This is a genomic window from Halocola ammonii (assembly GCF_049334165.1).
GTDB lineage: Bacteria > Bacteroidota > Bacteroidia > Flavobacteriales_D > Sanyastnellaceae > JBEGHD01.
Genome location: NZ_JBEGHD010000015.1, coordinates 34,406 through 60,362 on the forward strand (window position 1 = coordinate 34,406; position 25,957 = coordinate 60,362).

At 44.8% G+C, this 25,957-nt stretch carries 22 protein-coding genes; 13 read left to right on the forward strand and 9 right to left on the reverse strand.

The features are described from left to right. The first annotated feature begins 274 nt into the window (after positions 1 to 274). The 9 genes from ABHV44_RS14155 (at position 275) to ABHV44_RS14195 (ending at position 10,671) form a co-directional block, all read left to right on the forward strand. Positions 275 to 2,416 (forward strand): T9SS type B sorting domain-containing protein, encoded by a 2,142-nt coding sequence (locus ABHV44_RS14155; RefSeq protein WP_459075364.1) that lies wholly within the window; start codon positions 275 to 277, stop codon positions 2,414 to 2,416. Positions 2,417 to 2,680: 264 nt separating this feature from the next. Then, positions 2,681 to 3,163, forward strand: coding sequence for an RDD family protein (locus ABHV44_RS14160; RefSeq protein WP_459075365.1), 483 nt, complete (start codon positions 2,681 to 2,683; stop codon positions 3,161 to 3,163). A gap of 19 nt (positions 3,164 to 3,182) precedes the next feature. After that, complete coding sequence (locus ABHV44_RS14165) at positions 3,183 to 3,575, forward strand: hypothetical protein (protein ID WP_459075366.1); 393 nt, start codon at positions 3,183 to 3,185, stop codon at positions 3,573 to 3,575. Positions 3,576 to 3,647: 72 nt separating this feature from the next. After that, positions 3,648 to 4,316 (forward strand): CPBP family intramembrane glutamic endopeptidase, encoded by a 669-nt coding sequence (locus tag ABHV44_RS14170; RefSeq protein ID WP_459075367.1) that lies wholly within the window; start codon positions 3,648 to 3,650, stop codon positions 4,314 to 4,316. Positions 4,317 to 4,482: 166 nt separating this feature from the next. Next, positions 4,483 to 6,024, forward strand: coding sequence for an acyl-CoA carboxylase subunit beta (locus tag ABHV44_RS14175; protein ID WP_459075368.1), 1,542 nt, complete (start codon positions 4,483 to 4,485; stop codon positions 6,022 to 6,024). A 177-nt stretch (positions 6,025 to 6,201) separates the two neighbouring features. After that, positions 6,202 to 6,957 (forward strand): hypothetical protein, encoded by a 756-nt coding sequence (locus tag ABHV44_RS14180; protein WP_459075369.1) that lies wholly within the window; start codon positions 6,202 to 6,204, stop codon positions 6,955 to 6,957. 132 nt (positions 6,958 to 7,089) lie between these two features. Further along, a complete protein-coding gene (locus ABHV44_RS14185; RefSeq protein ID WP_459075370.1) occupies positions 7,090 to 9,042 on the forward strand; it encodes a tetratricopeptide repeat-containing sensor histidine kinase in 1,953 nt (650 codons plus the stop codon). Positions 9,043 to 9,090: 48 nt separating this feature from the next. After that, a complete protein-coding gene (locus ABHV44_RS14190; protein WP_459075371.1) occupies positions 9,091 to 9,726 on the forward strand; it encodes a response regulator in 636 nt (211 codons plus the stop codon). A gap of 300 nt (positions 9,727 to 10,026) precedes the next feature. Then, on the forward strand, positions 10,027 to 10,671 hold the full coding sequence (locus ABHV44_RS14195; protein ID WP_459075372.1) for a thioredoxin family protein: 645 nt from the start codon (positions 10,027 to 10,029) through the stop codon (positions 10,669 to 10,671). Between the two features lie 70 nt (positions 10,672 to 10,741). On the opposite strand, the gene ABHV44_RS14200 is transcribed toward ABHV44_RS14195, so the two are convergent. Further along, complete coding sequence (locus ABHV44_RS14200; RefSeq protein ID WP_459075373.1) at positions 10,742 to 11,260, reverse strand: hypothetical protein; 519 nt, start codon at positions 11,258 to 11,260, stop codon at positions 10,742 to 10,744. A 20-nt stretch (positions 11,261 to 11,280) separates the two neighbouring features. Then, positions 11,281 to 12,075, reverse strand: a complete 795-nt coding sequence (locus ABHV44_RS14205) for a cation transporter (protein WP_459075374.1) — start codon at positions 12,073 to 12,075, stop codon at positions 11,281 to 11,283. A 206-nt stretch (positions 12,076 to 12,281) separates the two neighbouring features. Here ABHV44_RS14205 and ABHV44_RS14210 point away from each other — a divergent pair, with 206 nt between their 5' ends. After that, positions 12,282 to 14,048, forward strand: coding sequence for a T9SS type A sorting domain-containing protein (locus ABHV44_RS14210; protein WP_459075375.1), 1,767 nt, complete (start codon positions 12,282 to 12,284; stop codon positions 14,046 to 14,048). A 6-nt stretch (positions 14,049 to 14,054) separates the two neighbouring features. Here ABHV44_RS14210 and ABHV44_RS14215 read toward each other — a convergent pair whose 3' ends face one another. The 6 genes from ABHV44_RS14215 to ABHV44_RS14240 form a co-directional block, all read right to left on the reverse strand. Then, positions 14,055 to 14,456, reverse strand: coding sequence for an NINE protein (locus ABHV44_RS14215; RefSeq protein WP_459075376.1), 402 nt, complete (start codon positions 14,454 to 14,456; stop codon positions 14,055 to 14,057). Positions 14,457 to 14,676: 220 nt separating this feature from the next. Then, positions 14,677 to 15,726 (reverse strand): tRNA preQ1(34) S-adenosylmethionine ribosyltransferase-isomerase QueA, encoded by a 1,050-nt coding sequence (queA, locus tag ABHV44_RS14220; RefSeq protein WP_459075377.1) that lies wholly within the window; start codon positions 15,724 to 15,726, stop codon positions 14,677 to 14,679. Between the two features lie 104 nt (positions 15,727 to 15,830). Then, the gene (gene truB, locus ABHV44_RS14225) at positions 15,831 to 16,562 is read right to left on the reverse strand and encodes a tRNA pseudouridine(55) synthase TruB (protein WP_459075378.1); all 732 of its coding nucleotides are present in this window, start codon (positions 16,560 to 16,562) and stop codon (positions 15,831 to 15,833) included. 41 nt (positions 16,563 to 16,603) lie between these two features. Beyond that, positions 16,604 to 17,824 carry an O-antigen ligase family protein gene (locus ABHV44_RS14230; RefSeq protein ID WP_459075379.1) on the reverse strand — a complete coding sequence of 407 codons (1,221 nt, stop codon included), beginning with the start codon at positions 17,822 to 17,824 and terminating at the stop codon, positions 16,604 to 16,606. Beyond that, entirely contained in the window at positions 17,802 to 18,992 is a 1,191-nt protein-coding gene (locus ABHV44_RS14235) for a glycosyltransferase (RefSeq protein WP_459075380.1), read from the reverse strand. Before ABHV44_RS14235 ends, ABHV44_RS14230 begins: the two co-directional genes overlap by 23 nt. Beyond that, a complete protein-coding gene (locus tag ABHV44_RS14240) occupies positions 18,989 to 19,987 on the reverse strand; it encodes a glycosyltransferase family 4 protein (protein WP_459075381.1) in 999 nt (332 codons plus the stop codon). Before ABHV44_RS14240 ends, ABHV44_RS14235 begins: the two co-directional genes overlap by 4 nt. A gap of 71 nt (positions 19,988 to 20,058) precedes the next feature. Here ABHV44_RS14240 and ABHV44_RS14245 point away from each other — a divergent pair, with 71 nt between their 5' ends. The 3 genes from ABHV44_RS14245 to ABHV44_RS14255 are packed head-to-tail and all read left to right on the forward strand — an operon-like array spanning position 20,059 to position 24,445. Then, positions 20,059 to 20,826, forward strand: a complete 768-nt coding sequence (locus ABHV44_RS14245) for an ABC transporter permease (protein ID WP_459075382.1) — start codon at positions 20,059 to 20,061, stop codon at positions 20,824 to 20,826. Further along, on the forward strand, positions 20,823 to 21,566 hold the full coding sequence (locus ABHV44_RS14250) for an ABC transporter ATP-binding protein (RefSeq protein ID WP_459075383.1): 744 nt from the start codon (positions 20,823 to 20,825) through the stop codon (positions 21,564 to 21,566). The genes ABHV44_RS14245 and ABHV44_RS14250 overlap by 4 nt, the downstream gene beginning before the upstream one ends. Then, positions 21,563 to 24,445 carry a glycosyltransferase gene (locus tag ABHV44_RS14255; protein ID WP_459075384.1) on the forward strand — a complete coding sequence of 961 codons (2,883 nt, stop codon included), beginning with the start codon at positions 21,563 to 21,565 and terminating at the stop codon, positions 24,443 to 24,445. Before ABHV44_RS14250 ends, ABHV44_RS14255 begins: the two co-directional genes overlap by 4 nt. Here the strand turns inward: ABHV44_RS14255 and ABHV44_RS14260 are convergent. Beyond that, positions 24,435 to 25,910: an ArnT family glycosyltransferase gene (locus ABHV44_RS14260; protein ID WP_459075385.1), complete on the reverse strand. Its 1,476-nt coding sequence runs from the start codon at positions 25,908 to 25,910 to the stop codon at positions 24,435 to 24,437. The genes ABHV44_RS14255 and ABHV44_RS14260 overlap by 11 nt on opposite strands. Between the last annotated feature and the right edge of the window lie 47 nt (positions 25,911 to 25,957).

Below are 25,957 nucleotides of genomic sequence, written 5' to 3' on the forward strand. Positions count from 1 at the left end.
TTAGAAGTGCTATACATTACATAAAATAAAGCACTTCAGTTGCCATAGGAAGTACCCTTCTCTTAAGGAAAGAGATAAAGTATATTACAGATAGAAATTGTACTTTTCAAGTAAGTTCATACAACCAATTGAATGCCAGTTTTATCATAGTATTATGAAAGCCCTTTTAACTATCTCGATACTGCTACTTTCATACTGTGGATTTGCCCAGTTAGAAAATCACAATTGGTTTTTTGGCCAGAATTATTACTTGAATTTTGAGGACCCGATAAATTTGGAATCTACTGCTTCCCAAAATGCCTCTGGTCTCAAAGTTCCTTCAGGAATCTCTGATTCTTCCGGGAATCCACTTTTCTACACCGATGGTGAAGATGTTTTTGACGCAAATGGAGACATCCTGCCCAATGGAGATTTTTCTGTGTCAAAGGAAGAAAGCCTGGTTCATCCAGACCCATATAACTCCAATCGCTATTACATAGTTAGAAGCGGCTCAAATGGTACAGACTACAGCGTGGTAGACATGGATTTGAACGGTGGTTTAGGCGACATCGTTGAAGATGAAAAAGAAGTTTTTATCTCACAGGATTACGCCAGACTCATTAGTACCTCAAATGCCACTGATACTGGAAGATGGTTAATCCTGATCTCGAATGGTGGAATTAGCGAATTGTTCATCACCATTTACGAAGCCTTGCCTGGCGGAGGATTTGACCTGGATGCCGAGAACGCGTTTACCTACACTTTTGCAGGCTGGGAAGAGTTTATTGACGATGCTGCCATCACTCGTGATTGTGATTTACTGGCCATGTCATTCAAAGGGCATTACTTTGTTCTCTTTGGCTTTGATAACGAAACAGGTATTCTCACTCCATACTTTGACTTTGCTGCTAATACAAGCGATTCTTTCACTGCAATATCCCGAATTGAATTATCACCTAGTGGACAATACTTGTATGTGATGGGGGAAAACTCCGTACTCAGTAGGTTTGATATCAGCTCTTTGGACCAGCCAACGATTGTGAGTACTCAGGAAAGTATTAATGACGAAATGAGTAGTATGACCGATATCAAGCTGGGTCCGGATGACCGATTGTACATCCTGGGCAATGGCTCAACACGGATTGACGCATTGGACAGCATAGAAGGAAGTGTAGCGTCAATTGAATATGAAGCAGCCGTTTTTGAGCAGGCTTTTGGAGGAAATTATTTTCCAAACACCCCTAATATTTACTGCGGATTGGCCGCACCTTTTTTCAATCTTTCACCACTGGAAATTTGTCTGGGTGAGGAGGTAACTCTGGATCTTGGCTATAATTTTCAACCCGATAGCCTGCTTTGGGATTTGGGAATCGAGGTTGGAGATGAAAATTTGCTTGAAAGTTTAAACCCTACCCTGGAGTATCCAGAACCAGGGTCTTATCCTGTAAGTGCGGGGATATGGCTAGATTCAGTTTTTTATTCTATCGAATCCTCTGTGACTGTCTATGAATACCCGGAGATTGATTTGGGCGAAGATCAGACGATATGCGAGGGTGAAGAATTGGTGCTTGACCCTGGAATTGCGGATTCCTACCTGTGGAATACGGGCTCAGAAGATTCTTCCTTGGTTGTAACTGAAAGTGGAATTTACTCTGTAGAGGCTGCAAATGGCCCCTGTGCAGTGAATGATGACATTCAAGTCACTGTTATTCCACAGATTAATCCAAACCTGGGCCAGGACGTCACTCTCTGTGATGAATCGGAATACATGATTACTTCTTCCGTTCAGGGCCAATGGAGTACCGATGAAACCGGCTCAAGCATTACGGTCCAGGAAACGGGTTTTTATTCCGTAACTGCAAGCAACGAGTGCTTCACATCCACAGACTCCATCGAGATAATTTTTATCGATGTTCCAGAGCCTCAATTACCGGAGGCATTAACCGCCTGTTTGGGAAGTGAAATAATGCTTAATCCTCAAATTGATGCGGATTCTTTTCTTTGGAGCACAGGAGAAGAGAGCTCATCCATCGAAGTAAGCACGAGCGGTTTTTACTCAGTGAGCATGAATTATCGAGGCTGTTTAGTGGAGGATGAGGTCACCGTTGCATTTGAAGAGTACATTCCTGTTGAAAGCCTAATTGTCCCGAATATTTTCAGTCCGAATGGAGATATGCTAAACGATGTTTTTCGATTGTCAAACAGCGTTCTTCCAGATGAAGACCCCTGTGAGTTCCCCGGTATGAGTTTGGAGGTCAAGATCTTCAACAGGTGGGGCAACTTAATTCACGATGGAAACTGCGAGTGGGACGGCAGAAACGCAGCGGGAAATGTCGTGAGTGAAGGAACTTACTACTACCTAATCGATGCCGCAGCCGTTTGCTTTGGACAAACCGAAACAAAAACCATTGATGGAAGCCTCGAGCTGGTGCGATGATTCTAACCATGTTGGAAACTCGGCTGGAGCAGTTGAGGATAACACTATTTTGGATAGTGGGGTTTGAGAGCAATTTAAGATTCATGACAGACAGAAACTAAAAAACAACCTTCTCAAATTTCGTGAATACGTTAATAGGGAAGGAGAAGTCTGCGCTAAATGGTGCAACGCTTGAAAAATTGCCAAACTCCAAAGCGTGCTCTACTCCAGAGTTTTTATATTTTTATCATTCCGATTTTAAACCTAATTAAACTATAAATTACCATGGATTCAGAAATTCTCGATCAGAATTTATCTCAACAGAATAAGCTTTCAGCGGATGAATTGGTTTTGGCCTCAAAAGGAAAGCGGTTCGCCAATCTAATTATCGATTACATTATCCGATTCGTTATTGCATTGATTCTAACCTTCGGCATGGAAATGTTTGGACTTTATCAATTGTCCTACAACCCGATTTTCGATATTCTTTTTTCGTTAGTTCTGGTTTTTCTTTATTACTCATTGTTGGAGGCTTCTTTAAATGGAAAATCAATAGGAAAATTCGTAACTCAAACTCGCGCTGTCAACGAAGATGGTTCTGAAATCGACTTTAACACCGCTATGGTTCGTTCCATCAGCAGACTTGTCCCATTTGAACCATTCTCCTATCTCGGTGACTCAAAGTCTGGATGGCACGACAAGTGGAGCAATACTGTTGTGATTGACGAGACAAAGTCGAGACAATCTGAACTTAACGGCCTTGAATAATTAACCAAAATTTACCCTAATGAAAAAGTTTATTCTTCTGTTTATCTTGAGCCTGACGATTGGAATTGTTAATGCTCAGAAAGTCAAATTAAAAAAAGGTGATGTGATTGTAGACGGTGAATCATGTCTCAACTATGAAAGCACAGACTCAGATAATTTTAAAATATCGACTAAAGATGGAAGTCAAACCATCCTTCTGAAATACAAGCGAACAGGCGTTGGTTACAATGATGGGGTCTATTTAAAAATAATATTTGTTGAACTTGACAAATCTTTAACTTCTCGCCTAATCCGAATGACTAATAAGCGGTTGGTGAAAAAATTTATATCTGATGGTTTGATAGTCGATTGTAAATTCAATCCTGAGGAAATTGAAAAGTTTGTCAAGATGTATGACCAGCAGATTGAATAAAGCTTAATTAGGCGTTAATCTGAGTACTGAATTTTTTATTGAGGATGCTCATAAACTAGACCTAACCAGAAAATGATAGGTGTTCTAATAATCCTCGCTCTTTCCTGGCTCTTGCTCTGCTTCATTGATAAGAAAAGCCTCCTTGCCCTGGGGTTTTTGCCCGTATCAAAAAGGCTGAAGCAATTTGTCATCGGTTTTCTGATTACAGCAGCGTTGTGCATTGGTGTAGAAATGCTAAAAATCTTCCTGAGCTCATCAAGCTTGAAGCTCAATGAAAACCTGAGCGCTTCACTAATCGCAAACATGTTTTGGTGGGATTTTAAATCGGTGCTCACTGAAGAATTAATCTTTAGAGGTGCGCTGCTGATAATCCTGATAGAGCGACTCGGAACCAACAGAGCCATGCTCATTTCCGCAGCGGCCTTTGGAATTTATCACTGGTTTTCGTTTGGCCTTTTCGGGAATATCGTCCCCATGATAGTCATCTTCATTGGCACCGGTTTAATAGGCTACGCCTGGGCACTGGCGTTCGTCAAAACCAAATCTATCCTCATGCCTCTCGGTCTCCACCTCGGCTGGAATTTCACCCTCAATACCATTTTCTCAAGCGGCCCCTTACAAAACGGACTGCTAATCACAGAAGGCGGCCACAAAATCAGCGACTGGTTTTCACTGGTGGGACTTTGGATGGTTCCGATGGTTTTGCTTTTGATTGTGAGGTTTTGGGTTGGTGGGAAGTAAAAATTTCTTTCAAACTAGACATCCTCATTTCAGATTTTGACACTCCCTGACCGCTCTCAGACATACCCACTTCACATTGCAACAAACCCAACTCACACTCACTCCCCGCACTCACTCTGAGTTTCCCCCATTTCCCTTATTTTTGGGCTCCACAACGAAAAGGACTATGAGCGAAAAGCACAACGAACTGGATAAGAAAATTGCCGAAGCCAAACTTGGCGGAGGTGAAAAACGAATTGAAGCACAGCACGAAAAAGGTAAACTCACCGCTCGTGAGCGCATCCACTTTTTGCTGGATGAAGGCTCTTTCGAAGAGATCGGAATGCTGGTGACGCACCGCAGCGTCAACTTCGGACTGGACAAACAAAAAATCCTCGGTGACGGTGTGGTAACCGGCTACGGAACTATCCACGGTCGTTTGGTCTATGTTTTCTCTCAGGACTTTACTGTGCTCGGTGGTTCACTTGCCGAAGCTCACGCAGAAAAGATCTGCAAAGTGATGGACCTCGCCATGCAAAACGGAGCTCCGATTATCGGCCTCAACGATTCAGGTGGTGCCCGCATCCAGGAGGGCGTTGTTTCCCTCGGTGGCTATGCCGATATTTTCTATCGCAACGTTCGCGCGAGTGGTGTTATCCCGCAGATATCTGCTGTGATGGGACCTTGTGCCGGTGGAGCGGTTTACAGCCCTGCTCTTACAGACTTCATCATGATGGTGGAAAACACGAGCTACATGTTTGTGACCGGTCCCAACGTGGTGAAAACGGTAACCCACGAAGAGGTGACTTCCGAAGAACTCGGTGGAGCTTCCACTCACTCAACCAAGTCCGGAGTTACTCATTTCTCTTGCGAAAACGAATTGGCGTGCATCAAAAACATTCGCGATCTGCTCGATTACATCCCGCAAAACTGCGAGGAAACCACACCGATGCTGCCCACGGAAGAAAACGATGAAATCCGCGAAGGCCTCGACAACATTGTTCCTGACAACCCAAACCAACCTTACGACATAAAAGACGTGATCACGGGAACCATCGATGAAGATTCATTCCTCGAAGTGCACAAAGATTACGCTGAAAATATTGTTGTCGGCTTTGGTCGACTCAATGGCCGAAGCATCGGGATTGTCGCGAACCAACCGGCTTTCCTGGCGGGAGTTCTCGACATCAACTCTTCGAACAAAGCTGCGCGTTTTGTTCGTTTCTGCGATTCGTTCAACATTCCATTGCTCGTATTTGAAGACGTGCCGGGCTTCCTTCCGGGAACCGACCAGGAGTGGAACGGAATCATCAGCAACGGAGCCAAATTGCTCTACGCCTTTAGCGAAGCCACTGTGCCCCGCGTGACGGTGATCACCAGAAAAGCCTACGGAGGTGCCTACGATGTGATGAACTCCAAACACATCGGTGCCGACATGAATTACGCGTGGCCGTCAGCAGAAATTGCAGTGATGGGTGCGAAAGGCGCTGCTGAGATCATCTTTAGGAAAGAGATCAAAAACGCAGACGATCCCGAAGCCAAGCTGAAGGAAAAAGAGGAGGAATACGCAGAAATGTTTGCCAATCCTTACAAAGCAGCAGCGCGCGGCTACATTGATGAAGTTATTAAGCCGCATCAAACGCGCAAGAAATTGATCCGCGCTTTCGAGATGCTCGAAAACAAGGTGGACAATCTGCCAAAGAAAAAACACGGCAACATCCCGTTGTAGTGAAACAGACAACATAAACTTGAAAATCCCCGGGAGTCAGCTTTCGGGGATTTTTGTTTCTGTCTACTCCGGCAATCAAATACGGGATTTCCCTTAGCAGTTTAGAGAGTTACACGGAGAGGATGAGAGTTTATTCAGATTCATCTTTGCAAAGAATAACACAAATCAAATACTCAGATGAAAAAGACACTCTCAAAACAACGCAGCTTGCTTCTGATGCTTTTGGCATTCTTTGCTCTAACTATCACGTCTTGCGTAGACGAAGACATCATTCCTGAAATTGAGGAAGAACAGCAGCAAAACGACCCTGACACGACAACACCACAATTTGGAAATGCTGATGGATCGCTGTGGGCGGTAAAATCCTATTCCACGACCTCCACACCAATAGGAAACATTGATGTGCAAATTGGCCTTGGTGTAGCTAGCTTTTTTGGCGATGATGAGGCACTAGTTGATGGCGGAAATGTATCGCTCAATGGAGAAGATCTGTCTCAAGCTTCTAATAACAGCTACTTCTATCAAATAGGCGCAGAAAACTTTGAAGGCATTTCCTTCACCAATGGCGTTTCGTGGTCAGTTAGCGGAAGTGGAATCGTTCCCTCTTTCGATCGAAATGTGACTTTCGCTTTTCCAGAATGCCAGGCGATTAGCAGCGGAGCGACAGTTAGTTTGTCCAATGGTTACACGCTTACAGTAAATGGTGTTTCCGATGCCGACTCTGTTTTGTTTATGGTGGGCGATGTCATCAAAACGATGCCGGGCAACAGCACTTCAGCTACTTTTTCTTCGGAAGAGCTTAGCTCGTTGGAAAGCGGTACTTCCGTTGCCCAGGTGGCGGCCTATGCCTACATGAGCGAAACTATTGCTGGCAAAGAAATTTACTTTGGAAAACAAGCCGTCCGATCTATCACTGTTCAACTGGAAGACTAGAAACTCCTACTCTCACCAAATCGATGGATCTTCAAATCCATCGGTTTGGCTTTTTCCACTCACATCTTCATTCAAAATACTTTTCTATTTTTCTGCCGCATAGATGATTAATACCTCAACCAAACTTACTTTATGCTCTTCAGGAAAATTCTTGTTCTGCTAACCTGTCTCATTGCCATTCCCTTATTTGCCTGGAGCCAGGAAACCAGGCTCGATTCTTTAAAATCACTGCTTCCAGCTTCTAAAGATTCGGTCGGTGTCGAATTGCTTCACAAAATTGCATTTGAGCAGGCACTTTCAGATCCGGATTCAACCATGCAGACGATTGAGAGGATGAGAGAAATCTCTTCGCGGATACACTACACGAGAGGGATTGCCATGGCATTTAATGATCAGGCCATCCTGAAGCGCTATCTCGGACAGTATGACCAAGGACTATCGCTCTCAGACAGTGCTTTGAATTTGGCTCGTGGCCATTGGAAAACTCTTGAGGCATCGGCTCTGGTTAACAAGGGCGTTTGCTACCGTTTCAAAGGGGAAAGCGACCTGGCTCTGGAGAATTATCTCGAAGCCATTGAGATCTACAAAGAGCTCGGAGATCGCGAGCAGGTCGGAACTGTTTACAACAACATCGGAGTGATGTTTATGTATCTGGAGGACTACGATCCTGCGATGCGCTACTACGGCAAGGCACTGGAGATTCAAAATGAGCTGGGCTCGATAAAAGGTCAGGCTGAAGTGTTTAACAACATGGCCATCATCCAGGCCTACCAAAGCAAGTTTGACTCCTCGCTTTTCTACTTTGAAAAATCGCTGGAGCTTGAGAAGCAACGGGGCAGCAAAAAAGGAATGTCGGAATGCATCAACAACATCGGCACGGTGTACAACATGATGGGCGAACCGGAAAAGGCCATCGAGCAAATTGAGCGCTCCATCGCTATCGATGCCGAGATGGGAAACATCCAGGGTCAGCTGGCAAGCATCAACACGATTGCCGAGATTTATATTGAAAATGGCCTATCGCAAAAAGCCATCGCACAGCTCGAGCGCACTGAAAAGCTGAGTTCGGAAATCGATTCAAAATTCGACCGGGAAGTGGCTTATGCCAACCTTGCTGCGGCTTACGAAAATCTCGAAGACTATCAAAAAGCACTTCTCTACCAGAAAAAGCATTCGGCACTGCGAGATTCGATTTTGGATGAAAAACAAGCAGATCGCATCGCAGAGATGGAAACAAAATTTAAAACGCGAGAGGCCGAACAAGAACTGGAGATCAAGAGCCTGAAAGTAGACGAGCAAAAGGCAAGTCTCTCTGCCCGAAAAAATCTGATCATCGCTCTCATTGTCGGGCTGGTGGCGATTGTGGCCTTTGCGTTTATTTTTTATCAGCAGTACAAATCGAGAAAGAATGCTGAGCTGCAAATGGCTGTCATTCGAGAGCAGCGCAAAGGTCTTGACGCAGTAATCCAGGCCACAGAAGATGAGCGAAGACGAATCGCGAAAGACCTCCACGATGGCATCGGCCAGCAGCTGAGTGGACTAAAGTTAAGCATCAGCCAAATTGGACACTCGCTGGCTGAAAAAGGACTTGAAGACGAAAGGCAAAAAGTTGACAAGCTTGCCGCTGGGCTCGACTCGGCCGCAACTGAGGTGAGAGGTATTTCTCATCAAATGATGCCGCGAGCGCTGGAAGAACTCGGTTTGGTGCCTGCGATAGATGACATGCTTTCCAAATCCTTTGGCCACTCAGAAACGTCCTATCGCTTTGAGCATTTCAAAGTGCAGGGGAAACGTTTTACCGAAGGTGTTGAAATCGGTTTGTTTCGAATCTGCCAGGAACTGGTCAATAACATAATCAAGCACGCCAGGGCTTCGGAGGTAAGTGTTCAGCTGATTCGCAACAAAAAACACCTCATTTTGATTGTGGAAGACAATGGAGTTGGTTTCAGTTTGGATCAAAAGAAAGATGGAATCGGACTTAGAAACATCAGCAGTCGCGTCCAGACAGTAAACGGAGACGTCAACTACGAGCCTAGTCCAGAGGCAGGCACAGTTGCAACAATCAGAATTCCCGTGGAAGAATAGAACCGATTTTCATATTTTCGAAGCGATAACCATAACCAAACTTCAGCGGTGTCGATTCGAATAGCCATTGCCGATGATCATCAGATGGTGATTGACGGTCTCACATCCATTCTTCAAAACCTCGAAGGCGTTGAGCTAAAAGGCCAGGCCAACAATGGACGTGAAATTATTCGTCTGGTCGAAAACCTCAAGATCGACCTCGTTTTTATGGATATCGACATGCCGCAGATGGATGGCATCGAAGCCACCCAGGAGATCAAAAAGCGATTTCCTGAAGTAAAGGTTGTCATTCTCACTATGCACGATGAGCAGTCGTTGGTAAAGCAGTTGCTGGAGATTGGAGCCGATGGCTATATTCTGAAAAACTCATCCAAAACAGAGCTCGAAATGGCGATTCGACAAATTCAGTCCGGCAAAAAACACTTCAGTTCGGAGGTGACCATGATCTTGCTCGAAGAAGAATCGCCAGCCGAAATGAACGAGCAACTCAAACAACTGACCGAAAGAGAGATTGAAATTTTAAAGTTGATTTCAGAAGGCCTTTCAAACAAAGAAATTGGAGATCACCTCTTTATTTCACACCGAACAGTGGACACTCATCGCACCAATTTGATGAAAAAGCTCGATGTTCACAATGTAGCTGGTTTGATCCGTTTTGCCATCAAAAACGGACTGGTTGAGTAGTAGAATCCAGTCGTAAATCGCCTGTCCTCAGGATCTCACAAGTTTTCTCAAATTATTTCTGAAACCCTTTCTCGAAGCGCACCGTTAAAGGATGATGTAAGTTCTCATGTAGAGATATTAGATAGTTTAATTGTTTTCATTTATTTACTGAAAAGGCCGTCAAGCGTGACGGCCTTTTTGGTTTTTATTCTTTCGGATGAAAATAGCTCCAGCATTTTTTAACAGCGGCTTTCTTCCACTAGATCCAACCTTTCTTACCTTTCCGTGTTCTAGTAATTAGAAATCAAAAATATGAGACCTATGAAATTCAAGATTATTCTACCTGCTTTTCTGGCTGTAGCACTGCTCGCCAGTTCATTTTTGCTGAAAGAAGATCCACCGGAAATCCTTGGGATTGGTGAAAAAGCACCGATGCAAGACTATGAGATGAAAGGAATTGATGGAAAAACCTACAGCATCGAAAATTCTGCTAAAGAGAACGGACTTCTTGTGATGTTTACCTGCAACACCTGCCCGTTTGTAGTAGGAGCTCCGGGCCGCGGAGATGGTTGGCAAGGTCGCTACAATGAAGTTTATAGCAACGCCCTGCAAAACAATATTGGAATGTTAATGGTCAACTCAAACGAAGCCTACCGCGATGGCGTTGATTCAATGGAGGCCATGAAGAAGCACGCTAAGGAAAACAGCTATCGTGCGCCTTACGTGGTTGACAAAAACCACCAGTTGGCCGATGCTCTTGGAGCGCGCACCACTCCTCACATTTACCTTTTCAATTCTGATATGGAGCTAGTTTACAAGGGCGCCATTGACGACAGCAACGAAAGTGCTGACAAAGTGAAAGAACACTGGCTGAAGCAAGCATTGAAAAATCTTGCTGCTGGAAAACCAATTGATCCAAACTCGACTCGCCAGCTCGGATGCAGCATCAAGCGTGTTGACTCATAATAATTAGAAGACTTTTTAAGAATCCCTGGTCGCGAAAGTGGTCAGGGATTTTTTATTTCTGGGAAATAGGTCAGCCCTGATTCTTCAATCCTTTTTGATAAATCTTCCTGATGCCGTTTTTTTCCTCATTCCTTTCCAGAACACGAATGGCTTCCACCAATTCGGCTTTGCCTTTAAAATCCAGTTGAACGATTGTGCTCAAAGCCAGAGCTGCACTCCAGCGGACAACTGTCCCTTGGTGCTCCGTGTTGTTGAGCAGGTTCACAATGGCTTTATCGAGCTTGTCTGTGTGCAGGTGCGCAGAGTTGGCAATTACTCTTGCCGATTCTCTTTTTAAGCCCGGATGCTTTTTGGTCAGGCTCGAAACTGCCAATTCGAAAGCAGTATTCGGAATGTCCTCGGGTCGAGTTTGCGACAAGCGCTCAAGTGCTTCCATGCAAACTGCCTGGTCCTTTTCATTTGCTTCTTCAAAGACAGCGATTAGCTGAACCATGGAAAGCTCACCTTCTAAAAGCAGTGCCGACAATCGCTCAACTTTTTGCTTGGCTTTCATCGATTTGTCTTTAAGAACCTCTTCTGGTTTTCCCATTCATTTCTAAAATTTGGATACTACTTTCCGAGTTTTAAAATCCTCACTGCTCCGCGAATCACCAGGATAAAAACGATGCTTCCAATGATCAAATCCGGAAGTCCTGATTTGAGCCAATTTACAAGTAACCCGGCAATGATAACTCCGCCATTGATGATGATGTCGTTTGAAGTAAAAATCATGCTCGCCTGCATGTGAGCTTCTTCTTTGCCTTTGGACTTTTGGAGCAGATACAGGCAAACGGCATTTCCAATTAGAGCTGCAATGGAGACATAAATCATAACGGTGAAATCCGGAAGTTCCACGGAGACGATGAACCGCCTGACTACCTCCGCAAAACCGATTACAGCCAGCAAAATCTGAAAGTAGCCAGCGGCAGTGGCAATTCGTTTTTTCCTCAGCATGCTACCGGCAACTGCCAGCAAGCTCAATCCATAAACCACCGAGTCGGCCAGCATATCCAGGCTGTCGGCAACGAGCCCCATCGACCTTGAAATTAATCCTGTTGTCATCTCCACCACAAAAAAGACGAAGTTGATGGCCAGGACTGTCCAAAGCAATTTCTTTTGATGGGACTGGGTAGAAAAGTCGGTTCGATCTGAATCGACTGTCGAGATTCTTTCGCTGTCCAGGCTCAGCTCGTCAATCCGCTGTTCAATTTCAGTGGCATCTCCCTCGTGAAAAACATCGAGTTTGCGGTTAGCAATGTCGAACTCCATTTCGCGCAGACCAGAAATACCATCCAGCTTCATGCGGATTAGATTTTCCTCAGAAGGGCAATCCATTTTCTTGATTTGAAAAGTCGACTTTTTCATTTTCCCGGCTTACGCTAGATCTGGCGAAGAGGTAAAGGTATAAATCATTTCAACCGAGGTTTCAAGGTTTCTCAGAATTGACATAAAATGAGTTTAGTCGCTATTAGACAGGTATTTAATTACAGCAGAGTTGAGATTCGTTTTTTGTGAGTACTAAAACGGCAGAGTAAATTTCCACCACATAATAACCCCAAAACCGCAACTCTATGAAAGTTTTAAAATTTACTTATTTGCTAATTTTCTTTTCTCTGGTGGCAACTTCCTCAAAGTCTCAGGTGGCTGAGGAGCCTTTTAGTCACAACAAATTCATCTGGCAACATGAGACCAATGGAAGCCTGTTTGCCAATCAAACTGATGGAGTGGCCGGACTTCACATAATTGACTCAGACACGATTCCCATAGTTTATTCCAGTTCACTTTGGATTGCAGGACTCTCTCCTGATCAGCTTGTTGGAGCCGCAAGTACGCATTGTACAAATGATTGCGCATTCCAACCCGGACCTCTCACATTACAAACGGCACAAACTTTCGAAGAAGTCGAAGTACAGTTCGATCGTATCTGGTACGTTACTCGTGAGCAAATCGAAACCCACATAGAATATTACGAATGTCTCAACGATGAGGATTGTGACACAGAGGTGGAGTTTCCTAATGGTTATGAAATCCCTGAAGCGATTGAGACCTGGCCGGCAATGGGCGACACCGAATTAGGGTTTGCTCAGTATCTGGCTCCTTTTGTCGATACAGATAACAACGGAGTTTACAATCCCGAAAACGGAGATTACCCGGATATCTGTGGTGATTTTTGCATTTACCAAATCTACAATGACAAGGTTTTCAACATGCTACAATCAATCGGAGTTGAAATTCACACTTCGACCTACGGGTATGAGTCAGATAGTGAGGCTCTTAGCAATACATTGTTTATGCATCACCGAATTTACAATCGAGGAACTCAAACGCTTAACTCAACCCGATTGGGGATTTGGAATGATTTCGATATCGGAAATTATTCGGACGACTACGTGGGTACGGATGTTGCTCGATCGATGGTTTATGCCTACAATGGCGACAGCTTTGACGAAGATAATTTGGGGACTTCAGGATTTGGAGACGACCTGGGTATCGTAGGAATGAGAATTCTGGCCGGACCGACTTCGGATTTTGATGGAGAAGACAATAGCTACATTTCTGAAGAATACGGAAGCTACGCCAACCAGACTATTGGTTGGGGCGATGCAATTGTGGATAACGAAAGGTTGGGCCTCTCCGGAAGTATTTCCTTTGGCGGCACCAGCCCAATTAATGGTTCTCCCTCAACCCCCTTGCACTTTTACAACTTCTTGACCAATCGTTGGAAAAACAACGACATATTGACATTCGGTGGCCCAGGTTTCGGAGTTACATCAACTCCAGCCAGCTACATTTTCCCTGGTGAAAGTGACCCGCTTATGATTGGTACAAATGGCGAAGATCCGGAGTACAACGATGGCGCTGCCTGGACAGAGAGCGAGGCTGGGATACAACCTGGAGATCGCCAGGTTCTGGCATCAAGTGGTGAGTTCACGCTCGGGCCAGGTGACGTTCAGAATTTTACTGTAGCATATATTTTTGCCCGAGATTCCTATTCAGAAAGTCAGACACCACTCGAAACGCTTCAGCAATTCGCTGACGAGGTGGAACCTTATCTTTGCGAAACAGAGCCTCTGATCACTAGCATCGATGAGCCTGAAACCAACCAACTGAATGTTTCAGTGTTTCCAAACCCAACTTCCGATCTGATCAACATAGAGCTTGATGGAACGAATAATGGAACCATTGAACTCCTTGACCTAACCGGTAAAGTCATCGTCAGTGAAGTGTTTCAGTCGAATCAATCTACATTGGATCTCAGTGGCGAAGCCCGGGGAATCTATCTTTTGAAAGTGCAAAGTGATGGCCTGGTGAGAACATTCAAGATTGTGAAGGAATAGTAAGATTTACTCTTTGTTACCCGACCACATGAAAATCCGCGGGTTGTTGTAGTAGACGGAAATGTCTTTGGTGAAAACCAGATGCAGCAGATCGATCACCGGAAGTATGCCGAGTCCACCTCCGAGTGTGAGGGTGTAAAAAACCGGGACTTTCACATCGGTTCCCAGGTAGATACGATGAGCGCCAAAAGGACCAAGGGCCAGGGTGAGTAAAATTGAAACCAGCCGAGGATTCTCCTGCACACTTTCCTTTTCCAGGAGCTTAAGGGCGAGCTTTTGAGCACCGTTGAGTTCAACTTCAGAAAGTTGTGGAAGCTCGATAAAAGAACTGAGATTGGTCTTGGCTTGCTGCGCTCTCAAAGCACTGCATGCAGTTAGAATCGTCAAAATCAGAATGAGCTTTTTCATGTCACAATCACCCTTTTCACTAAGTGGTGAAAATAACAAAAGCCCTGCTGGAATATTTCTCAGCAGGGCTTTTTATTGGTGTTATTATTTGCCAAAAATGATTCAATTTTAAAAGAAGTAAGATATCTCCTTCACACCTGTCTCGACTCCGCTCGACAATCGTCTGATGCGCGAGGACCGGTTCTCGAGCGGAGTCGAGAGAACAAGGTGGTTATTCCGCTCACAAAATCAACATGGCATCACCATAAGCGAAGAATCTGTATTCTTCCTTAATGGCTTCTTTGTATGCTTTCATGATCAGGTCGTAACCTCCAAAAGCAGCAGCCATCATCAATAGAGTTGATTCCGGTGTGTGGAAGTTGGTGATCATGCAGTTGGCAATGTGAAAATCGAAAGGAGGGAAAATGAATTTATTCGTCCATCCTTCGTAAGGCTTTAGTCTGTCGTAGGTGCTCACAGATGATTCGAGTCCGCGCATCACTGTAGTTCCAACAGCACAAACCTTTCTCTTTTCGTCCTTGGCCTTATTCACCCGGTCTGCAGTGTTCTCAGGGATAATGATCTGTTCAGAATCCATCTTGTGCTTGGTGAGATCTTCAACCTCTACCGGACGGAAAGTTCCAAGGCCAACGTGGAGCGTGAGCTCAGAAAACTCCACACCTTTGAGTTCCAGCCTTTTCATAAGCTGACGGCTAAAGTGAAGGCCGGCTGTCGGCACTGCTACGGCACCTTCGTGCTTTGCATAAATCGTTTGAAAACGCTCCTGATCTTCGGGCTCAACCTCGCGGTCGATATATTTTGGAAGTGGCGTTTGACCAAGCTTGTAAACGGTTTCTTTGAATTCTTCGTGTGTTCCGTCAAAGAGGAAACGAAGTGTTCTTCCACGAGAAGTGGTGTTGTCGATTACTTCGGCCACGAGTTCATCGTTTTCTCCGAAGTAGAGTTTGTTACCAATTCTGATCTTTCTTGCAGGATCAACAAGCACGTCCCATAGCAGGCTTTCGCGGTTGAGTTCTCGAAGCAAGAAAACTTCGATAGTCGCACCAGTCTTTTCTTTGTTACCGTACATTCTGGCTGGGAAAACACGCGTGTTGTTCAACACCATCACATCTCCGTCATCAAAATAGTCGAGCACGTCCTTAAACATGCGGTGTTCGATTTCACCAGTATCGCGGTGAACCACCATCAACCTCGACTCGTCTCTGTTTTCGGCCGGATGTTGGGCTACTAATTTTTCGGGAAGATCAAATTTAAATTGAGATAGCTTCATAATTGCCTTTGCTTAATTAGAGCTGTTTTTAGAGCGGGTGCAAAAGTAAAAAAAATAGGGAATTTTCGACATGAATCAACTGCTAACTGCCGACCAAATCGTGATTAGGCAGATTGTGGCTCCAGTTTGTTCAGCTCTTCTTCAAATTGTTCCACAGACCAGGCATCTTCAACTGAGTAATCGCCACTGCGTGTTCTCCGAAGCGCTTTCAGGTAACCGCCACAACCGAGAGCAGCACCGTAGTCGTTAGCCAGACTTCGGAGATAGGTCCCCTTGGAGCACTCCACTTTGAAGTCTACTTCGGGAAGCTCCAATCTCGTGAGCTCGAATTTCTCGATGCGAATCAAATTCTTTGGCACATCCACTTCCAGACCTTTTCGGGCGTAGTTGTAGGCTCTTTTCCCATCAATTTTTTTGGCCGAAAAAACGGGTGGCTGTTGCATCTGCTCACCGATAAACTCCTTTGTAGCTTCCTGTAATTCCTCCTTTGAAATGTGATCAGAAGGCAGATCGTTTTCAGGTTCTGTTTCCAGGTCGAAGGAGGGCGTTGTTTGCCCCAGTCGGATGGTTCCAGTGTAGACCTTGTCGTCAGCCTGAATGTGCTGGATTTGTTTTGTCATCTTCCCTACGCAGATTACAAGAAGACCAGAGGCCAGAGGATCGAGCGTGCCGGCATGGCCGACTTTAATCTTCTTGATCTTGCCGTTTTTGCGGATGAGCCAGCGTAGCTTGTTGACCACGTCAAAAGACGTCCATTTGAGCGGTTTGTCCACGAGAAAAACAGCACCGGCTTTGAGCTGATCAATCGATTCAATGAGGTTGGGAGTGACTTGCATTGAGGCAAAAGTAATGTATCCATGCCTCACCGTAAAGGTAATTACTCAGGCCTCGATTGAAGAGAACGATTTTGCCTTGAGATTACCAAAAGAACGGTCATCATCACTACCATGAAAACTCCGTGCTGTCTGGCAAGGATATTTTCTGTGAACATTTGGAAGAATACAATTCCAAAAATTGCTGAAAAGAGCAATTCTGATTTTATACTTCTGAAAACCATGACAAAGAAATAAATCAACAGAGATAGCCCCCAAACTCCGAAAGTGAGAATAGCATTCAAATATTCGTTGTGCGAATTGTAATTATGAGTTAGGGCCATCTTGGGGTTAATCAGAAGGTAGCAGCCATTGAGAGTGGTCTGAACATTGTCAGAGCCCAGTCCGAAGAGCCAGCAATCTTTCAGAATGGCCATGCTGCACTGATACATAGAAATCCGATCGCCAGTTCCTGAATAGACCAATGCGCGTGAAGGGTCTTTTATGATGTGCAGCAAGTCCGACAACCTGGCAAGAAATACTTGTTGAGAAAGAATCGCTAGTAGCGCAAACCCTCCCAACAAACTTCCAAACCAGGTCCATTTTCTGAAATAGAGAAGAAATGCGGAACCCACTAAAAGCGTTGCAATAACAGACATTCTACTTCCAGATAGTATGAGTCCCGCAGCACCTACAACGAGAAGTACCCAAATGACAGTCCTCAATCGAGGGAAACTCTTATGAATCTGAAAGTCCATGAGAATTAAGAGAGTGGCTCCCGAAAACATTCCGTAATAAGTAGGGTGCACACCCGAAATTGATTCGAACTTCGTCCGGAGGAGAAAGTAAAAGTTTGGGTTTTGGATCGTTTCATCGATTACACCTAAAACGTAGAGAATAATCAGAAGAAAGGACAGAAGCGAGGTAGCTACCACGAAGGCTAATTTTGACCAGCGGATTACACTAGCATTAATTTTACCCTTCAGATGAATTAAAACTGGTACGGCCAAAAGTGCAGCCCTTTTTTCAAACTCAAACCAGGCCAGTTGAAGGTCGCTTGCCCAAAAGGAGTAAACGAGATAGGTAAGAGCTACTAGAAAGAGAGGAGTTAGCGGATTGAGCAGAGAAGGTTTTCGAAAAGAATCCCGTTTTAACACAGCCAAAAATACAATGCTAAGAAAGGCCAAAATCAGGACTAATCCTGAAGCCTGCAGGGGTAAAACTGGAAACAAGAAAATGGCGATGATGAGCCAATCAGTGATTTTACTTATCCGTTGTTGGATCATTGTCCTGGATCGATGAATTCACAAAATGAATAAAATCTTCGAGAAACCTTTCATTGGAAAAGCGCATCGCATTTCCACGCGCTTTCAGGGGACTAAAATCAAATCTCATTTTCTCGAATCGTTCTATCGCTTCCAGAACGCTCTCCGAAGACTGCTCTTCAAAGAAAATCCCTGTTTCTCCTTCTACTACTGTTTCGAGATAACCACCTTTTTTTAAAGCAATTACGGGGATTCCACATGCCTGGGCTTCCAGGGACGTGATGCCGAAATCTTCGTTGGCAGCCATGATCAGTGCTTTCGAAACTCTCATTTCGCGTTTGAGGCTCTCGTCATCGATGTATCCCATGAATTCCACATTAGGACTTGCAATCGATTTCAAAGAATGAAAATCAGGACCATCTCCGATAATTTTCAGTTTCAGATGAGGAAGTTTTTCAAATGCTCTGATGACAATGTCAATTCGCTTGTAGGGAACCATTCGGGATACAACCAGGTATTGAGAACGCTCTTCAACAGCAGTTCCGTTTGGTGTAAAAAACTCCGTGTCGATTGGCGGATAAACCACCTTTGCTTCGCGCTGGTAATTTTTCCTGATCCTATCAGAAACATACTCGGAGTTGGCTGCAAACGATGTGACCCTCGATGCCGAATCAAGGTCCCAGTTTCGTAGCTTATCCAGTTGCCAGTTGGCCAATTGGCGAATTCCTTTGTGCTGAACGTGCTCGAGATACTCTTTCCGCAAATCCCACGCATACCGCACCGGTGTGTGGCAGTAGCAAAGGTGCTTTTGATTCTTGTTGATCTTAACTCCCTTTGCAACAGCGTGCGAAGAAGAAATGATTAGATCATATTCCGACAGGTCAAGAGATTCAATCGCACTTTTGAATAGTGGAAAGAAGTAGCGGTGGTGCTTCCTGACAAAAGGAAGTTTTTGAAGATAAGTCACTTTTATCTCCTTTCCATTGACGAGCTGCTGCTGGAGGTCTGGAGTGAGATTATTAAAAAGCGCGTAAATATCCGCGTTGGGGAAGCAAGAGTGAATTTGCCGAAATACTTGTTCGGCTCCACCCTTTACCACAAACCAATCGTGAATGATGGCTACTTTCAATGAGTTAAGTGCAGGTTGCAAAGGTTTGGTCTTGTCAGATTCAGCAACGAATTTAATCATTTCTTAAGAATCGCTCTGAGTTTGGCCGCGGTTTGATAAAAGCTGTAAAGCATTTCCCGGGATGTCTCCTTCACATTTTTAGCTGCAGTTGCTTCTCGGAGTTTTTCAGAAAATGCGGTTCTATTTTGACAATCAATTAGTTCTATCCATTCAGAAAATAGCTCCCGAAAAACGGGAATATCGTTAGCCAAAACCGGTTTGCCGAAATAAAGAGCTTCGAGAACAGGGAGGCCGAACCCTTCATACTCTGAAGGAACCACGACAAGCCTGGCGGATTTATAAAGTGCGATTAGCTCTTCATCAGAAACGTTTCGATGCCATTTAAAACATGTGGTTTCCCGGAGGTTCATTTTGGGGAAATGTCTGCTTTCAGAACCAACTAACCGCAAGTCGAACTCTGCTCCAAGCTCCGAATCCACAAATGCATCAATCAACAAATGGAGTCCTTTGCGAGGGTTGTGAGAAGCCACGCACAGAATGTATGGTTTTTCGAAATTGGTTTCTGGCTCTACCGAGTCGGGATTGACATCGAAGAAAACACCTCCGTGCAAAACCGGCAATGGTTTGCCCTCATCCAATTTGGTAAGTTCGCGTATACGACCTGCAGTGAATTCGCTGACGGTGGCAAGCTCGCAACTCTTCAGAAGTTTTGGCAGCAGCCATCGGTACCAGGCTCTGAATGAAGTAGAAAACCAGCCCTTTTCGTTTTCCAGGGTAGCCACATCGTGTACAATCAAAAAGTTGTTGTTGTAGCTGACAGGGGCCACGTTTCCGAGGTTAACCAACTTTGGCGAGCCTGCTTTTTTGAGGTAAGCCGGAAGTTCAACTTGCTCCCAGAAAACACCCGATTTGCGGCCAACGACAATCACCTCCGCTTCAGGAAGTAGGTTTTTGTAGTCTCTGTTGACCAATACTTTCAATTTAACTCCTTGCGACAAAAGCGCATTGCAAATGCCCAGCGAGTAGCGCTGAACACCGGTTTTGGGTTGACTCAAAAATTTTCCGTTGATCCAAATACAATTAAGCTCCTGCACCAGAATTTAATTTTACTTTTGACAGCGTTTTCATGAAACTAGCTCCCCAAATACCCAGTCGGCATATTATAGTGAACCTCATCAGGCGCAATATGAAATTGCGCTACAAGAGTTCTTTGCTGGGCTACCTGTGGTCGTTTTTAACTCCGCTGCTTTTCCTCCTGATTTTTCATTTTGTCTTTTCTCAGGCATTTCAGGGAATGCGAAGTTATTCACTTTATGTACTATCGGGGCTTATCCTCTGGCAATTTTTTGCCAATGGCAGTAATCAGTGTATCCAAAGTTTATTGGCCAATGCGGGTGTAATAAAAACCATAAACGTCCCTGTAATAGCTTTTCCGATAGCGACCATTTTCACAGAGCTTTTCAATATGGGGCTGGTACTGATTCCATTTTTTGGTTTGATGCTCTTTTTCGGACTTGAGCTCACCTGGCACACGCTTCTGGTGATTCCCGTTCTGCTTCTCATGACATTCTTTTCGCTTGGCCTCGGCTTACTGTTGGGCTCTTTGAATATTTATCTCAGAGATATTTCAATTCTCTGGAATTCCATCAATCCGGCATTGTTTTACCTCACTCCGGTGGCCTATACGCTGGATTTTGTGCCTGAAAACTACCACCCAGTGTTGAAACTCAATCCGCTCTACCACTATTTTCAGATGATGCGAGATGCCCTTTACTACAATCAGGTGCCGTCACTGGAAACTGCTCTAATTGCTTTTTTCACAGCTGCCATCACCTTTTTTTTAGGGTTGATAATTTTCAAGAAACTGGAACCCGGAGTAATTTCAAACGTGTGAGAGATCTTGAGCCACATATCGTTTTTGAGGATGTGAACCTCAGCTATTTCACATTTAATCAGGGTGTGAACTCCTTTAAGGATTTGTTCACCACCTTCAAAATCAAGCGGCTGTTTGAAACCAAAAGAATTCTGACTGATCTGAACTTTTCGATACCAAAAGGGCAAACAGTTGGCATCCTCGGTGGAAATGGAGCCGGCAAAAGCACGATGCTTAAAGCAGTGGCCGGAATGCTCATGCCCTCTTCAGGGAAAATCACCGTGAAAGGTAAGGTGGCTCCAATTTTGGCAATCGGTGCTGGTGTGGAAATGGAACTTACCGGATACGAAAACCTCAATCTGATGGGAAGCCTGATCGGCTTTTCAAAACAGGAGCTAAAAGAAATTAGCGGCAAAGTAGCTGAGTTTTCGGAGCTTTCTGATGAAGCGCTGCGTATGCCGCTCAAAACTTATTCGACTGGAATGCTCAGCAGGTTGAGCTTTAGCATTGCAGTTGCAAACTACCCCGAAATCCTGATAGTCGATGAAGTGCTGGCTGTTGGCGATGAGGGTTTTCAGAGAAAATGCATCAACCGGATCAATGAAATCAAAAAATCTGGCAGCACCATTCTGTTTGTTACTCACAATGTTGGTGATGTAAAAAGCATTTGCGATAGAGTGATTTGCCTCGATAAAGGCAAAGCCGTTTTTGACGGTGACGTAGACGAAGGAATAGCTTATTATCAATCACTTTTTAGATGAAGAAATCTCCTCAGCTTTCAGTAATTATCCCTGTTTATAACCTGGGCGAATACATTGATGAATGCCTGGCTTCTTTTGATACCCAAAGCCCCAATATCGAGGTGCTAATCCTTGACGATGGCTCTGATGACGAAGCCACGATTAGTAAACTGAAAGAATTGGAAGAGCGCGGATTCAGCGTCACCTGGCAGAAGAATTCAGGAGTGGCAGCTGCGCGAAATAAGCTTGTTGAAGAGGCTACTGCCCCCTATATTCTTTCAGTTGATCCCGACAACACTATTAGCGATGAGTACATCCAAAAAGGGATTAGCATTTTAAATGACCACGAAGATGTAGGTGTAGTTTACAGCGATACAATTCATTTTACCGAAAGTAAGGAGCAAGAAGTAAAGCTCCAGGATATGAAGCCCGACCGCATCTTGTGCCTCAATTACATAGATAACTGTGCTGTTTTTCGTAAGGAGATATGGGAAAAAGCAGGCGGCTATGACGGGCAAATGCCAAAAACGGGTTATGAAGATTGGGACCTCTGGATGTCGGCACTGGAGCAGAACTGGAAGTTTCACCACATCTCCGAGCCTCTTTTTCGATACCGAATTAGAAAAGATTCAATGGTGCAATCTACCAAAGAGGTAGAACATCACGTCTCCAACTACGACTACCTCAGGAAAAAGCACAAATCGCTTTTTGCAAATCACGAAGAGGAAATTTTCCACCAGCTCGGGGTGCTTTTGGCAGAGCAAAACAAAGCACAGGAAGAGCACAACGCCAACTTCGAAAGAATACGTGAGGAACTGGAGAAAGCTGTTGACGACAAAGAAGTTCACATCCAAAACATGGGTGTCGAAATGAATAGTCTGGCCGAAGAGAAGAAGAACTTGTTGAAGCAGCTCCATCATTCCATGCAAAGTGTTCTCAAGCTACAACAGCGTGTGAATCAGCTTGAGAGCACTGTGGTTTTTAAATTCGCTCGCGAGTTGAAGATCATGTTGAATCGTCTCAGGTCTAACAAGAATATGGGAAAGCGAAAGAATTTCTTTCGAAAAATCGCTGTCGCATTCTCAAAAAAATCTTTCCAGGTCATGAGAAGGTTTCTGGCAAAAATCTTCAAACACATTTACCTGGCTCTGGAAGAGGCCAGGGTGGTAATTGTAGAGGCTGGTAAGTCTAGTCTGACTTACAGCGAGGACCCATACATGAATTGGCTTCTTCGACAAAAGCCATCGGAAGATGACATTTTGAAGCAAAGAGTGAAAAGCGGTGAACTGGAAAACTCTCCGTTCTTTTCTGTGGTCATCCCGGTCTACAATCCACCCATCAAGTTCTTTAAGGAGGCCATCGACTCTGTAATGCAGCAGTCCTACGAAAACTGGGAGTTGATTTTGTCTGACGATTGCTCTACCGACCCAAAGGTTAAGCAAACGATCGAAAAGTACCGAAAAAAGGATCCGCGGATTCGAGCGGTTTACCGAGAAACCAACGGACATATTTCCGCTGCGTCCAACTCCGGACTTGAGCTTGTGGAAGGCGACTTTACTGTGCTCATGGATCAGGACGATTTGCTTTCGCTGGATGCACTTTATCACGTGGCCATGACTATCGTAGAAGACCCTGAAACAGACCTTGTTTACACCGATGAAGACAAGGTTGATGAGAGTGGACATCATGATGCAGCACACTTTAAACCCGACTGGTCTCCAGAAAACCTACTATCGAGAAACTACCTCGGCCACCTGACAGTTTTTAGAACTTCAATTATGCGGGCCATTGGTGGCTGGCGACTTGGTTTTGAAGGTAGTCAGGACTATGACCTCGTGCTTCGCTTCACTGAAAAGACCGACAAAATCAAGCACGTCCCAAAGGTTCTTTACCACTGGAGGATACACGGTGAGTCGGCTGCTTCGGGAGAAGACGCCAAGCCCTACGCCTACATGGCTGCACAAAAAGCGCTCACGGAAGCCCTTGAGAGAAGAGGAACTCCTGGTAAAATTGATTTTCTCGATGGATTCCGAGGTTACTCCGTGCGACTGGATCTCCTGAATCCAGACAAAAAAGTGTCAATCATAATTCCTACCAAAGACAAGGCAGACGTGCTTTCAGTTTGTTTGGAGTCCGTTTTTGAAAAATCTACCTATCCAAACTTTGAAGTAGTGCTGGTAGATAACAACAGCGAAGAAAAGGCCACTTTTGAATTAATCGAAAAATGGGAAAAAGAGGAGCCGAATCGATTTAAATGTGTGCGCTCAGAGCAGCCCTTTAATTTCTCTCACCTCATGAATTTCGGTAGAAGCCATGCCTCGGGAGACTTTCTGATATTGCTGAATAACGACACCAAGGTGATTTCTGCCGATTGGATTGAAGGCATGGTGGAACAGTCGCAGCGAGATGAGTTAGGGGTTGTAGGTGCCAAATTGCTCTATCCTAATGAAACAGTGCAACACGCAGGTGTTGTGATTGGACTGGGCGGAGCAGCAGGCCACGTGCTGGTTGGAGAGCACCGGGAAGGACCGGGGTATTTCAACTACGTCAATCTATTAAACAACTACTCAGCGCTCACGGCAGCTTGCTTCATGGTTCGAACAGAGATCTATGATGAAATGGGAGGCTTCGATGAGAGTTTTGAGGTAGAGTACAACGATGTGGACTTTTGCCTTCGTTGTCTGGATGCAGGCTACCGAAATGTCTATGTCCCACATGTGGAGCTTTACCACTTCGAATCAATTTCTCGCGGCCATCCGCACCTTACCAAAGAGTCCATGGAAAGGCACAAGCGTGAAATTAAGCAGTTGAGGCAGCGATGGAGTAAGTACATCGAAAACGATCCTCACTACAATCCAAACTTAAGCCTCGGAGCTCATGACTTCAGGCTTAAAAGTTAAGTACCTGGTGGAAGAAGTTTTTGGGCGAACTGAAAACAGCTGACGTTCCGTAGATTTCTATTCCAAGATGGAAAATGGCAAAGGCTGCTGCGATGACGAAGACCGTCCGACTCCCTTTCGCAATCAGTCTTTCCCCGTCTACAAAAGCGAACAGAACAGGGAATAGCATCCCCAGCATGAGCCTTCCAGAAACGAAAAGTGGAAATGCCTGGCTGGGATATACACAGTCTCCAAAGTCGTAGCGAACACTGAGAAATGCAAAGAGCGTGAAGTAACCAACTATGGTGAAAATAGCTGACCAACGCATTTGCTGAAGGGGTGATCGCTCTCTGATTTTCAAGAGAAAATTGATGAATAGGGCTAGTAAGAGCACTGCGCTTAGGTACTTAAAATATCGGGAAACCCACTCAGGGTAAATCATTCCCCCTTCCCAAAAGCTTTCTCCTGTCCACCAACTACCCCAGTTTTGAGTAAAAAAATTTCTAAAACCGTTGAAGGAAAAAATCGGATGTGGGAACCACTCTCCCAGAGGTTTTTCGGTCCAGTCTAGCAGCTCCACTTTTTTCTTGGTAGCAAAGAGTCCAATTCCCTCGTTCAATCTATTGATAAGAACGGGCACCATGAGCAAGATTCCGCCCGCGGAGGAAACGGCTAGCTTCAATAAAAATCCAGTCGACCTTTTATGGAACCACACAAGTAGCAGAAAGAAAAAGGCACCTGCCACCGCTACAAGGCCCGAAGCTTTAATCAAAATAGTTAAAGCACTCACCAGAGCGAGCACAGCCGCATTTTTCCAGGAAGCTGCGCGGAAAAACCGGAAGGCAGAGTAAAAGACCAGAACACCACTCAATGCACTTAGAATGTCCACATTGATGAAGTAAAAAATAGATTGAGGAGTAGCCAGCAGAATTAAGCCTGCGGAGAACGCCAGAAACTCATCCCGGAATATTTTGCGACCTGCGGAGATCACAAACCAGGTGAGAAAAAAGGCCAACACTGCATTTAGAAACCTGAGGAAATAAACTTTTGAGTAAGGAGACCAACTATCGGGAAGTTGGTAGAAAATAGTGCCGTAGGTTTTGAAATACAAAGGCGATGAATGCACTTGCTGGTGCTCCACCTTGCTGAAGAAATCTATGTAAACCGCACGCGGAGTGTTGTACTGAACAGAGAGGAGAGGGACGAAATCGGGATTTTGTTTTTTCCCTAAAAGGTACTCTGAAGACTGCACCTCATGGGCGATCATTAGCGTCAAACTGTCGTAAGTGAATTTTTCGATGCGGTCGCCCCACGGCATTTTTCCCTGCTTCACCAGGGTGTCAAAATTGGGAAGTTCGTCTGTGGTGTTGAAGAGCGGAAATGCTGCAGCAAAAATCAGAACTTTAAAGGCAAATAGAAGTGAAATGGTCCATCTTCCGATAGAATATCTTTTCTTTGAAACTTTATCGCTCAAGGCACTTTTCATGAGATTAACCATTTCCTGCAATGGGAGACAAAATTGAATAAATTTCC